The organism is Kluyvera genomosp. 2 (genome assembly GCF_036759865.1).
In the GTDB taxonomy this organism is placed as follows: Bacteria; Pseudomonadota; Gammaproteobacteria; order Enterobacterales; family Enterobacteriaceae; genus Kluyvera; species Kluyvera ascorbata_B.
This window is the reverse complement of record NZ_JAPKIA010000004.1, coordinates 205,938-218,770: the sequence shown is the minus strand read 5'-3', so window position 1 is coordinate 218,770 and position 12,833 is coordinate 205,938. Positions and strand designations below refer to the sequence as shown.

The following is a 12,833-nucleotide window of genomic DNA, read 5'->3' as shown; positions in this document are numbered from 1 at the left end:
GATTTTCAGTCATGAAAATTCTTTCATTTGCGAATTAGAGGCGGATCACAAAATGGAAAAGAAGCTGAAAATTGCCGAAATCGCCGCGCGAACGGGGCTGTCGGCCAGTACCGTGTCGCGGGTGCTGGCCGGTAAAGCCAACACCAGCGCCCGCGCCCGTGAGCAGGTGCTGGCCTGCGCACGGGATCTGGGGGTAATGGACGGGATGGCGGCAGGCAGAATGCTGCTAAATAGCCTGATTGTGTTCGCGCCGCCGCGTGCGTTTGACGAGCGGTCCGACATCTTTTACTACCGTGTGATCCAGAGCATCAGCAAGGCGCTGTCGCCGCATGAGGTTCGCCTGCGTTACTGTCCGCTGGATGAGAACGATAGCGATCCGGCGCTGTTTCTTTCGCGCATGAACGAACCGGAAACGCAGGCGGCGATCCTGCTTGGTATCGACTCCCCGCATATTCACGATCTGGCCGCCGATCTCGCCAAGCCCTGCGTGCTGATCAACTGTCGCGACGAACGTATGCGCTTGCCCGCCGTCGCCCCGGATCACCGGATGATCGGCGCTTTTGCCGCCCGATACCTGTTCGAGATGGGCCACCGTGAGGTCATGAACGTGATGTGCCTGCGCCGCTACACCATGGAGCAGCGGCTGGCGGGGATTAAAGAGTCGTGGCGGGCGCATAATCTGACGTTTCAGCATGAGCGCGACCTGCTGAATATCAGCAGCTTCAGCGCCAAAGGCGCCGAGGAAAAGGTGGGGGCGTGGCTGGATGCCCGGGGTAACCGTCCGCTACCGACGGCGTTTCTGGTCGGCGGCGATTTTATGGCGGCGGGGACCATCAACGCGCTGCGCCAGCGCGGGCTACGGGTGCCGCAGGATGTTTCGGTCATGAGCATTGACGGTTTTAACCTTGCGGCGATTGAAGATGTCCCGCTGACGGCGGTGCATGTGCCGCGCGATGAGCTGGGCGTTGAAGCGGTGCAGATGCTTCAGCAGCGGCTGATTCGCCCGGACGCGCCGATGGGCTCGTTACTGCTGCACGGCCGTCTGGCGGTGCGCGAGTCGGTACGGCGGGTGCGCCCCGGTAAAGGACACACCGCTGTAGAACGGGAAGGGTTGTACGACAATCAGACGTCGATGCCGAGCGCGCGTTTACCGTAAACATTGAGATCGGCGAGGGTAAAGCGTCCCTGCCACCCGGCCTCGTAGTCTTCGCGCGGGAAGTCGCCCGGCGAGGCACCACGCTCCAGCGCTGCCTTCACCTTGTGGGCGTAGGCGAGGTTTTTCGCGCACATCGGTGCTGCCGGAATATACATCACGTTACCCCAGCCTTGCTGGTTGTCGACCGGTGCCACCGAGTGAATCACGTCGCAGTGCCACCATACTGAATCCCCGGCCTCAATGGCGGGAATGGCGGTCAGCGCGCTGATTAACAGCGGGTGCCACTTCTCCGAGATTGGCAGTACTTTCCCCGGCGCAACGCCGCACAGTTCATCTTCCGGAACGTCATCAAGCAGCGGGCGCAGTAGCACATAAGCCATCGCTTCGGGAATCGGCACCACGTGCAGCAGACCCTGGTCAGGAATCATATCCGACAGCGCCGTCCAGCCCTGGAAGGTGCGGAACACCGAGCATTTGGTGGTGTTATCAACGGTATACTCTTCTACATCGGTACGGTACGCCGCGTTCCACGGATCGTACTGCTCGACGTTGCCGTTAAACACGTTAGCAAACACCTGCTGATAGGCTGGCAGCAGCCAGCGCTCCAGCGCGCCGGAGTCGGTGTGCGCGCCCAAACCTTTCGACGTGGTGCCCGGCGGGCGGCGTCGAATACGGTCCGGGTAGATAACGCTGATATCCGGGTTAAACCACTGCTTACCCTCGCTTTCTACCTGCCACAGGCGGTTAAGGAACGACTGTGCCAGCGCCATCTCTTCGCTCTGGCGCGCCTGCATTTGCGCCTGTGACCAGTAGATCGGGTAGATTTCCGGGCGTGAAGCATCGAGCGAGCCGAAGAAGGTGTCACCAGGCCCTTTGTAGACGTCGTCAAAACGGTTGAGGTCGAGATAGTCGAGCATCGAACGATCCCAGGCCAGCGCCCGTTCGCGCGGGAAATGACCTTTGATCACCGCACAGCCGCGGCGTTTCACCTCGGCGCGCGTGGCTTCGCTGATTTTCCCGGCCGCCAGCGTCTCAAAGGGGATTATTGGCCACACCGGCTGTCCCTGCGTCTTCAATGCGTTAATTTCCGCTACCCGGGCCTCAATTGTGGCACTCAGGCGGTCGAAGACGGCCTGCACGTCGCCAATCTGCGCGCGCAGCGTCTGCTTCATCTGACGAATGGCCGACGTGGGATCGGCAGGGAGCGTTTCGTGGGTAAAGGTAACCGTCATATCAACCTCGCAATCTTTCGTTCGAAAGCAAAATGAATTACAGGTGATACTTTAAGTTAAAAATAAGTTAATGCAAGTTTAAATTTTAGAGGGTGTGACCGGGCGAGTCGGCCGGATAAGGCGAAGCCGCCATCCGGCACTGTGCACGATGGTGCCTGATGGCGGCTTCGCCTTATCAGGCCTACAAAGGGAGAAAATCAGAAGGGGGCATTGCCGTCCAGCACGGCCTGGATCACGTTCAGCGCGCCGTCGTGGTTATTGTCATCGGTACGATAGCCAGCAATCGCTTTTATGCTGTCGACGGCGTTATCCATCGCAAAGGCATATTTTACCAGCTTGAGCATTTCCGCATCGTTACCGCTGTCGCCGATGGCCACGCATTGCTGCGGGGAGCACTGCCAGCGCTTCAGCAGGCGGCTGATGCCGTTGGCTTTATGCAGCCCCGGAATAATCAGATCGACGAAGCCAAAGCCGCTGGTAACCGGCTTCATAATACCGTCGAGAGAGACGTGCAGCTTATCGACCAGCTCGGGAATATCGCTGTCCGGTAGATTGAGCGAGAACTTAAAAATTTTGTCGTCAACGGCGTGGAAGTCGGCCACGCGCTGGAGGCGATAGTAGTGTTTTGACATGAGCTCAACCAGCGCTTGCGGCGCACGGTCGCTGATATAGGCGCTTTCCAGGCCGCAGGCGACAAAGTGCATCTGCGGGTCTTTTAACAGTTCGCCAAGCACCGCCTGGTACTCATGACGCGTCAGTTCGCCGTGGAAAAGCTGCTGCCCGTGCTCGTATACCAGCGCGCCGTTTTCGGCGACATAGGAGATGCAGTCGCGAATTTCCGGGAAAAAGGTAATTAATTGATAGTACTGGTTGCCGCTGGCGACAACGAATTCAATGCCACGCTGTTGAAGCTGTTCAAACTGCGCCAGAAACCGCGAACGGTCGTAGGTCTTGGCGTCATTAAGAAAAGTTCCGTCCATATCAGTGACGATAACTTTAACGGTCATGCGGGATGCTCCTGGGGTAACTTCGGCCAGAAACAATTTAATTACAATGTGAGCTAAAGCACAAATTTATTTCATTCGAAAGGGAGGTGATGTGCGCGTTTTACCCTCATCCCGGCCCTCTCCCTGGGAGGGAGAGGAAGAAAACCGGCACCCTTTGAAAGGGAGGAGGAGAAAATGGCACCAATCGGTTCCCTCTCCCCATTGGGGAGAGGGTTAGGGTGAGGGGGAAAACACCGAACTACAGTGTGTGCTCCGTACGGGCAATAATATCATCCTGCGCATCCGGCGACAGCGCGGTAAAGAACGCCGAATACCCCGCCACGCGCACCACTAAATCACGGTACTGATCCGGATGTTTCTTCGCTTCCAGCAGCGTTTCGCGCGACACGATGTTGTACTGAATGTGCCAGCCTTTGTGTACTTCAAAGAAGGTGCGCAGCAGCGCCATCAGTTTCTGCTTATCGCTCTCGTTTTCCAGCGTTGCCGGGTTCAGCTTCTGGTTAAGCAGCACGCCGCCAAGAATGGATGCCGTCGGTAACTTACCAATAGAGCTGATCACCGCGGTAGGCCCCAGATGGTCGGTACCGGAAGCCGGACTGGCGCCTTCGGCGAGCGGCGTTTTCGCCTTACGGCCATCCGGTGTAGCCATAGTCTGGGCACCAAACGGCACGTTGGCCGAAATAGACGAGGTGCCGGCGTAGTAGTTTCCGCCAATCGGGCCGCGGCCGTAGCGCGGGTTATGGTACTGCTTCAGTTCGTCGATATAGGTCTGATAGGCGCGCGCCAGCAGGGTATCAACGCTGTCATCGTCGTTGCCGTACTTCGGCGCGCCGTTGATCAGGCGCTGACGCAGCTGTTCGTGGGTCAGACCCTCGTAATCGTCCGCCAGCGCTTGTGCCAGTTGCTGCTGACCTATCGCTCCCTGATCGAATACCAGCTTTTTGACCGCCGCCAGGCTGTTGCCGAGGTTGGCGATGCCCACCTGCAGGCCGGAAACCCAGTCATACTTCGCGCCGCCCTGTTTGATGCTCTTTGCGCGCTCAATGCAATCATCGACCAGCGCCGAGCACAGAATATCGTGCACGTTTTCTTCCAGCATGGTGTCGACCACGTACTCAATCTCAATCGATTTACGCGTGTAGTAGCGGATCTGATTATCCCAGTCGGCCAGCATCTGGTCGAAGTTGGCGAAGTTGCCCTGCGACAGCGCGTGCTCCTGTGGCAGGAACACCTTACCGCTGGTGGCATCGCGGCCGCCCTCCATCGCCGCCAGCATCACGCGGGCAAAGTTGATAAAGCTCATGCCGGTACAGCGATAGCCCCATTTACCGCCGACGGCGGTTTCGATGCAGCCGATTGCCGCGTAGTCGTAGGCATCTTCCGGTTCGACGCCGAGCTTAATAAATTCCGGGATGACGATTTCATCGTTATTGAACGCTGGCATGCCGAAGCCGCAGCGAATCACCTGCACGCAGGCGTCGAGGAAATCGTTGCTCATGCCCGCGTGGTAGCGCACGCTCAGGTTTGGCTGGGTGGAGCGCAGGCGGCCGCAGGATTCGAGAATTGCGTAAGAGAGCGGGTTGACCGCGTCCTGTGCCTCGCCGTTTACCCATTTTTGGCCGCCGATGGTGACGTTCTGATACAGCGGGCTACCGGCAGAGGCTTTGGAGTGCGAGCCGGAGCGAATTTTGTTCACCTCCAGCAGCTTCAGCCAGCAGCTGTGCAGCAGTTCAATGGCGTGCTCGCGATCCAATGACTGTTCCAGCTCAACGTCGCGGCGATAGTAAGGGTACAGATACTGGTCCATACGGGCGAACGACACGGAGTGTCCATTCGACTCAATTTGTAAAATCAGCTGAATGAAATAGCACAGCTGCAGCGCCTGCCAGAAGGTTTTTGGCGGCTGGTGGGCAATCACGTCGCAGTTTTCCGCTATCGCCAGCAGCTCATCGCGGCGGCTGGCCCGCGTTTCTTCGGCGGCCATGTTACGCGCCAGCTCGGCGAAACGGGCAATGTGCAGGCTTACGGCTTCAAGAACGATATCGATAGCTTTGAGGAACTGCTCACCGTGCAGGTCTTCCAGCACGGTCAGGTTAATGCGGGTACGGCGTTCGGCCACTTTCGCGCGCATGCCGTCGAGGCCCTTTTCCAGCAGCAACGGGTAGTTTACCGCCAGGTGAGCGTCGCCCGAGGTCATATTGCCTTCAGCTTTGATGATACCGGTCGCCAGCAGCGCTTTTTGCTCATCGGTGAACATACCGTAGCAGCGGTCTTGTACGGTCTGGCCGCGCCACCATGGGCACACTTCGTGCAGCACGCGTTTGTTCTCTTCGCTGACGGCGAAGCCCGCGCCCGGACGGTCGGCGAGATCGTCGATCTCTTTTTCAATCCAGCTGACGGTATATTCCGGGAAGATCGGCGCGGCGCGCACTTCACTGGCTTGGTTGCCGATGATCAGCTCGTCGTGTTTGATCCAGATAGTCCGCTCTGCCAGGTGGTGGGCCAGCGCCAACGCGCGGCGGACTGGAATCGGCTTGTCCAGGTGCTGCTGGTACGCTTCGGTATAGTGGCGTGCGCGTTCGGTGCACACCGGCGGCTTAACAATATGCACCAGCGCGTTTTTGTGGGCCTGGATGCGGTCGGTCAGTTTATCGAGCGTCAGAGTGGTCATGGTTTTTATCCTCGTAGTGTCGCCGTTAACCCTTTTTCGTGCGCGTACTGTTGGGCAAAGTCCAGCAGCGCTGGGTCATTCAGCGGCTTGTCGGGTGCAAAGTAGGGAAGACCGAGCAGGGAATATTTGTTGATTCCCAGCGTGTGGTACGGCAGAAAATGAATGTCGCGCACGCCGGGCATTTCATCGGCGGCAAAATCGGTAATCGCTTTAATGGAGGCGGTATCAGCGTTGAAGCCCTGAATCAGCGGCACGCGCAGGGTGACTTTTTTGCCGGCTGCCGACAGGCGTTTCAGGTTATCGAGTACGCGCCTGGCCGAGCCGTCGGTCCACTGTTTAAAGTGCGCCTCGTCAACGTGCTTGAGGTCGGCGAGGAACAGGTCGATATACGGCAGCGCCGGTTCGAGATAGCGCCACGGCACATGCAGGCAGGTTTCGACCGCCGTGTGGATGCCTTGTTCATGCGCGCTTTTCAGCAGCGTCAGCGCCAGTTCAGGATTCATAAACGGCTCGCCGCCGGAGAGCGTCATGCCGCCGCCGCTGCGATCGTAAAAGGGCTTATCGCGTAGAACGGTCGCCATGATGTCTTCGGCGCTTTTCGCTTCGCCGCAGACGGTCAGCGCCTGCGTTGGGCAACAGTGTGCCAGCGCGTCGAGATGCGTTTGATTCAGCTTTTCGCGATGAATAACCAGGCCGTTAAGGGCACGGGTAATGACCGCAGGCGCCGCCTGTTGACACAGATCGCAGCCCTCAAGGCACAGGCGCGGGTCAAACAGCAGATCCTGTTCACGGGCGCGGCTTTCCGGGTTTTGACACCAGCGACAGCCGAGCGAGCATCCTTTCAGGAAAACCACGGTGCGGATGCCTGGACCATCGTGGGTGGAATAGCGCTGAATGTTGAAAATCATAGCGTGCCCTCATCTTTCGTATAAAGATTAAAATACTTTCGAATGAAAGTTATCTTGACATGCGTCAACTTAAGAAGAGGTTTTGCTGTGGTAGGGTTATTCCATGCTCAATATCACGCTTTAAGGAATCATCATGGAACTCTATCTCGACACCTCTGACGTTGCGGCAGTTAAAAAGCTGGCGCGCGTGTTTCCGCTGGCGGGCGTTACCACCAATCCAAGCATCGTGGCTGCGGGCAAAAAGCCGCTGGATGCGCTGCTGCCGGAGCTGCTTGACGCCATGGGCGGTAAAGGCCGTCTGTTTGCCCAGGTCATGGCGACTACCGCCGATGGCATGGTGGCAGATGCGCATACGCTGCGGGCGATTATTCCGGATCTGGTGGTCAAAGTGCCGGTAACGGCAGAAGGGCTGGCGGCGATTAAAATGCTGAAAGAAGAGGGGATCCCGACCTTAGGCACCGCCGTATACGGCGCCGCGCAGGGGCTGCTGTCGGCGCTGGCGGGTGCAGAATATGTCGCGCCTTATGTCAACCGCGTGGATGCACAAGGCGGCAACGGGATTCAGACGGTGTGCGAATTACAGGATTTGCTGACTCTGCATGCACCGCAGTCGAAAGTGCTGGCGGCCAGTTTCAAAACGCCACGCCAGGCGCTGGATTGCCTGCTGGCGGGCTGTCAGTCGATTACTCTGCCGCTGGACGTGGCGCAGCAGCTGATTAGCTACCCGGCGGTAGACGCGGCGGTGGCGAAGTTTGAGCAGGACTGGCAAACGGCATTCGGACGGACGTCGCTGTAAAAGAAAATACCGGATGGTGGGCAAGCGATTATCGGTTCCCTCTCCCCGTTGGGGAGAGGGTTAGGGTGAGGGGGTTATGCCGAAGCCTGCCCGCACACCTCACACGCTGGGTCACGCATTAGCTTCATCTCTCTGAACTGACAGCGCATCGCGTCATACATCACGATTTTCCCCGCCGCTGGCGTACCGTAATGGGCCAGCACCTTAATGGCTTCCATGGCCTGCATTGCACCGATGACCCCGACCAACGGCGACATTACGCCCGCTTCGACGCAGGTGAGGGCATTGTCGCCGAACAGGCGGCTCAGGCAGCGGTAGCATGGCTCGCCTTCCTGATACGTAAATACCGAAATCTGCCCTTCCATCCGAATCGCCGCGCCGGAAACCAGCGGGACCTTATGGCGGAAGCAGCCCGCGTTGAGCTGGTTGCGAATGGTGACGTTGTCGGTACAGTCGAGCACCAGATCGTGTTCGGCAATCAGCGCCCACAGCTCGTCTTCTTCCAGCAGTGCGTTACGGGCCGCCAGCGTGACGTGCGGGTTAATCCGCGCCAGCGCCGCGCGGGCGGAGTCCACTTTCGGCAGGCCAATCGTGGCATCGCTGTGCAGCGTCTGGCGCTGGAGGTTGGAGAGCGCGACGGTATCGAAATCCAGCAGCGTCAGTTGGCCAATGCCCGCGGCGGCCAGATACTGGGCTGCGGCGCAGCCCAGACCGCCGAGGCCAACGACCAATACGCGCGACGCTTTTAGCTGCTCCTGACCGTCAAAATCAAAGTCGCGCAAAATGATTTGCCGGTTGTAGCGCAGCATTTCGGCATCGCTGAGTTCGACGGCCATTACAGGCCTCCCAGCAGATGGTTAAACGGCTCAACCTCGACCCATTCACCCGCTTCAACGGTGCCGCGTTCGCGCTCCAGCACGATGAAACAGTTGCCCTGGCTGAAGGAGCTGAAAATATGCGAACCCTGGTGGCCGGTGGTGGTAACGGTAAGCTCACCGTTGGCGTCGCGGCTTAGCACGCCGCGCTGGAAGTCGAGACGACCCGGCGATTTCTTCAGTCGACCGGCGGCGCGTACGCGCAGGCGGGGAGCCTGGGTGGCGTGCGTGCTGGCGCTCAGCTTCGCCAGCAGCGGTTGGACCAGCTGATAGAAGGTTAACGCGGCGGAGACCGGGTTACCCGGCAGACCGCAAAACCAGCTGTGGCTCAGCTTACCGAAGGCGAACGGTTTACCCGGCTTGATGGCCAGCTTCCAGAAACCAATTTCGCCGAGCTCGTCGAGGATGGTTTTGGTGTAATCCGCTTCACCCACCGATACGCCGCCGGAGCTGATGACGACGTCGGCCTGTCGATCGGCCTGGACAAAGGTTTCGCGAAGCTGTTCCGGGTTGTCACGGATGATGCCCAGGTTAATGACCTCACAGCCGAGCTGTTCGAGCATCAGGTGTACGGCCAGGCGGTTAGTGTCGTAGATTTGCCCGTCACCCAGCGGCTGGCCCGGCAGCTGCAGTTCATCGCCGGTAGAAAACAGCGCGACGCGGACCTTCCGCACCACGTCGACGTCGGCGATGCCGAGCGACGCCAGCACCGGTAATTCGGCAACGGTAAGGCGCGTCCCTGCGGGGAAGACGACCGCGTCGCGGGCAATGTCTTCACCGCGGCGGCGAATGTTTTGCCCCGGCTTCACGTTGGCGATGAAGCGAATACCGGCGTCGGTCTGCTCGGTTTCCTCCTGCATCACGACGGCATCGCAGCCGGCGGGAACGGGGGCACCGGTCATAATGCGCACGCAGCTGCTGGCAGGCCATTCGCCGTGGAACGGTTGTCCAGCAAAGGCTTTGCCAGCAACGGTCAGCGGCGCCTGTGCGCTAAGATCGGCCAGGCGGACGGCGTAACCGTCCATTGCCGAGTTATCAAAACCGGGTACGTCCAGCGGGGAGATGATATCGCGTGCGGTAATGCGCCCAAACGCCTGCAACAGCGGTACCGTTTCACTTTCCTGAAGTGGGGTAATCCGATCAAGCATCTGTGTGAGCGCCGCATCAAGCGGTATCAGTCCGGCGGTAAAATCCATGGGTAAACTCCTGCGGGAAACGTTCGAATCCGCACATTATGGCAGAAAACCCCCGCAGACTGTATGCCACCTGCGGTGTAGCTTTACATGACGGAAGGCTATTTCTATATTCAAAATTCATATAGGCGCAATGCCACTATAATGATATTTATAAAGAAAATGATGGAAGGGATGGCGTAATGGGCAAGGCAGTCATTGCAATTCACGGCGGTGCGGGGGCCATCAGCCGCCAGCAGATGTCGGCGGAAAAAGAGCGCGAATATGTGACCGCGCTGTCCAGCATTGTGGAACATGCACAAGGGATGCTTGAGGCCGGTGCCAGCGCCCTTGATACGGTGACGGAAGCGGTACGACAGCTCGAAGAGTGCCCGCTGTTTAACGCGGGAATCGGCTCGGTGTTTACCGCCGAGGAAACCCATGAGCTTGACGCCTGCGTGATGGACGGCAACGCGCTGCAGGCGGGGGCCGTGGCGGGCGTGAAACATCTGCGAAACCCCATTCTGGCTGCCAGACTGGTGCTGGAAAAGAGCCCGCACGTGATGCTGATTGGCGAAGGTGCGGAAGCCTTTGCTCAGGCGCAGGGCATGGAGTGGGTGGAGAATTCGCTGTTCTCTACCGACGCGCGCTTTCAACAGCTTGTCGAAGCGCGCAGCAACGGCGCATTTATTCTCGATCACGACGGTGCGCCGCTCGATGAGCGTCATAAGATGGGGACCGTCGGTGCCGTCGCGCGGGATATCAACGGCAACCTTGCCGCCGCCACCTCGACCGGCGGAATGACCAATAAGCTTCCAGGGCGGGTGGGCGACAGCCCGCTGGTGGGGGCGGGCTGCTATGCCAACAATGCCAGCGTTGCCGTTTCTTGTACCGGCACCGGTGAGGTGTTTATCCGCACGCTGGCGGCGTACGATATTGCGGCATTAATGGAGTACGGCAACCTGAGTCTGCTGGAGGCCTGCGAGCGGGTTGTGATGGAAAAACTGCCGGCGCTCGGCGGCAGCGGCGGGTTGATTGCTATCGACCGCGAAGGCAACGTCGTGCTGCCGTTCAACAGTGAAGGGATGTATCGTGCCTGGGCCTACGCCGGCGATACGCCTACGATTGGTATTTACCGGGAATAAAAGGAGCAACCGTGCCGCATGCCGATGAGCTTGATGTAACCCAGGTGCTGAGCGTTCAGAACCTGAACGTGGCGTTTCGCCAGGATAAGCAGCCCGTGCGTGCCGTACATCAGCTCTCTTTTCATCTCAATCGGGGCGAAACGCTGGCGATTGTCGGCGAGTCCGGCTCGGGGAAATCCGTGACGGCGCTGGCGCTGATGCGGCTGCTGGAGCAATCCAACAGCGACGTCCACTGTGACCAGATGCTGCTGCGTCGGCGTAACCGTGAGGTCATTGCGCTTGCGGAGCAAACGCCCGCGCAGATGCGCCGCGTGCGTGGCGCCGATATGGCGATGATTTTTCAGGAGCCGATGACTTCACTCAATCCGGTATTTACCATCGGTGAGCAGATCGCCGAATCTATTCGGCTGCATCAGGGACTAGGGCGCGAAGAGGCGCTGGCCGAGGCGAAAAAAACGCTCGATAACGTGCGCATCCCCGAAGCGCAGACCATGCTGTCGCGCTACCCGCATCAGCTTTCCGGCGGTATGCGCCAGCGGGTGATGATTGCCATGGCGCTGTCGTGTCGCCCGGCGGTGCTGATTGCCGATGAACCGACCACCGCGCTCGATGTGACCATTCAGGCGCAAATTCTTCAGCTTATCGACGTGCTGCAAAAAGAGATGTCGATGGGGGTTATTTTTATCACCCATGATATGGGGGTGGTGGCTGAAATCGCCGATCGGGTGCTGGTGATGCATCAGGGCGAGGCGGTTGAGACCGGCCGCGTTGAAGATATCTTTAACGCGCCGCAGCATCCCTACACGCGTCGTCTGCTCGCCGCGGTGCCCCGTCTGGGCGCAATGCGCGGCAGCGCGTTGCCGAAAAGCTTTCCGGATCTGAACGCGTCGGCACCTCCGCCGCCGCCGCAAAATACGGTAGTGAGCGGTGACCCGATACTCAAGGTTCGTAACCTGGTCGCGCGTTTCCCGCTGCGCGGCGGCCTGCTAAACCGTATTACCCGCGAAGTGCATGCGGTGGAAAACGTCAGTTTTGATTTATGGCCCGGCGAGACGCTGGCGCTGGTCGGCGAGTCCGGTAGCGGCAAGTCGACCACCGGACGGGCGCTGCTGCGGCTGGTGGAATCACAACAGGGCGCTATTACATTTAACGGCGAGCGAATTGACGGCCTTTCCGCCAGCCAGCTTCAGCCGCTGCGGCGCGATATTCAGATTATCTTCCAGGACCCCTATGCTTCTCTGGACCCACGTCATACCGTCGGTTTTTCGATTATGGAGCCGCTGCGGGTGCACGGTGTGCTGCAGGGGGAGGCGTTGCAGCAGCGCGTGGCGTGGCTGCTGGAGCGGGTGGGGCTGCTCCCGGAACATGCCTGGCGCTATCCGCACGAGTTTTCCGGCGGCCAACGTCAGCGTATCTGCATTGCGCGCGCGCTGGCGCTGGAGCCGAAGGTGGTAATTGCCGATGAGTCCGTGTCGGCGCTGGACGTCTCTATCCGCGCGCAGATTATTAATCTGCTGATGTCGCTCCAGCGCGAAATGGGTATCGCCTTCTTGTTTATTTCTCACGACATGGCGGTCGTGGAGCGTATTAGCCATCGCGTGGCGGTGATGTACCGCGGCCGCATTGTGGAAATTGGCCCGCGGCGCGCTATTTTTGAGGATCCGCAGCATCCGTATACCCGTAAGCTGCTGGCCGCCGTGCCGGTCGCTGACCCGGCGCACCGGCGACCGCAGCGCGTACTGCTGTCCGACGAGCTGCCGGGCAATATCTATAAGCGGGGCGAAGAGGTAGAAACGACCGGTTTGCAACAGGTTTCACCTGGGCACTACGTGGCCCGCGAACCGGTAAGCAGTGCGCTGATAAACCGATAA

The 12,833-nt window shown here is 59.2% G+C and carries 10 protein-coding genes; 4 read left to right on the top strand and 6 right to left on the bottom strand.

The window, feature by feature from the left end:
- Positions 1-52 precede the first annotated feature (52 nt).
- On the top strand, positions 53-1,156 hold the full coding sequence (locus V6942_RS05850; RefSeq protein ID WP_106924550.1) for a LacI family DNA-binding transcriptional regulator: 1,104 nt from the start codon (positions 53-55) through the stop codon (positions 1,154-1,156).
- On the opposite strand, the gene V6942_RS05845 is transcribed toward V6942_RS05850, so the two are convergent.
- The 4 genes from V6942_RS05845 to V6942_RS05830 all read right to left on the bottom strand — a co-directional run bounded on the left by V6942_RS05845 (position 1,123) and on the right by V6942_RS05830 (position 6,974).
- Positions 1,123-2,388, bottom strand: coding sequence for a DUF1479 domain-containing protein (locus V6942_RS05845; protein ID WP_333500936.1), 1,266 nt, complete (start codon positions 2,386-2,388; stop codon positions 1,123-1,125). The two genes, V6942_RS05850 and V6942_RS05845, sit on opposite strands and share 34 nt — an antisense overlap.
- A 197-nt stretch (positions 2,389-2,585) precedes the next feature.
- Positions 2,586-3,395 carry a Cof-type HAD-IIB family hydrolase gene (locus V6942_RS05840; RefSeq protein ID WP_106924548.1) on the bottom strand — a complete coding sequence of 270 codons (810 nt, stop codon included), beginning with the start codon at positions 3,393-3,395 and terminating at the stop codon, positions 2,586-2,588.
- Positions 3,396-3,633: 238 nt separating this feature from the next.
- Positions 3,634-6,066, bottom strand: coding sequence for a formate C-acetyltransferase/glycerol dehydratase family glycyl radical enzyme (locus V6942_RS05835; protein ID WP_182929235.1), 2,433 nt, complete (start codon positions 6,064-6,066; stop codon positions 3,634-3,636).
- A gap of 5 nt (positions 6,067-6,071) precedes the next feature.
- Positions 6,072-6,974 (bottom strand): glycyl-radical enzyme activating protein, encoded by a 903-nt coding sequence (locus tag V6942_RS05830; protein WP_333500935.1) that lies wholly within the window; start codon positions 6,972-6,974, stop codon positions 6,072-6,074.
- Between the two features lie 133 nt (positions 6,975-7,107).
- On the opposite strand from V6942_RS05830, the gene fsa reads away from it, so the two are divergent.
- On the top strand, positions 7,108-7,770 hold the full coding sequence (fsa, locus tag V6942_RS05825) for a fructose-6-phosphate aldolase (protein ID WP_333500934.1): 663 nt from the start codon (positions 7,108-7,110) through the stop codon (positions 7,768-7,770).
- A 74-nt stretch (positions 7,771-7,844) separates the two neighbouring features.
- Here fsa and moeB read toward each other — a convergent pair whose 3' ends face one another.
- Together moeB and moeA are read right to left on the bottom strand one after the other, a co-directional pair.
- Complete coding sequence (gene moeB, locus V6942_RS05820; RefSeq protein WP_106924531.1) at positions 7,845-8,606, bottom strand: molybdopterin-synthase adenylyltransferase MoeB; 762 nt, start codon at positions 8,604-8,606, stop codon at positions 7,845-7,847.
- A complete protein-coding gene (moeA, locus tag V6942_RS05815; protein WP_333500933.1) occupies positions 8,606-9,841 on the bottom strand; it encodes a molybdopterin molybdotransferase MoeA in 1,236 nt (411 codons plus the stop codon). Before moeA ends, moeB begins: the two co-directional genes overlap by 1 nt.
- Before the next feature lie 179 nt (positions 9,842-10,020).
- On the opposite strand from moeA, the gene iaaA reads away from it, so the two are divergent.
- Together iaaA and gsiA are read left to right on the top strand one after the other, a co-directional pair.
- A complete protein-coding gene (gene iaaA / locus V6942_RS05810; RefSeq protein WP_106924529.1) occupies positions 10,021-10,962 on the top strand; it encodes a beta-aspartyl-peptidase in 942 nt (313 codons plus the stop codon).
- Between the two features lie 11 nt (positions 10,963-10,973).
- The gene (gsiA, locus tag V6942_RS05805) at positions 10,974-12,833 is read left to right on the top strand and encodes a glutathione ABC transporter ATP-binding protein GsiA (RefSeq protein ID WP_106924528.1); all 1,860 of its coding nucleotides are present in this window, start codon (positions 10,974-10,976) and stop codon (positions 12,831-12,833) included.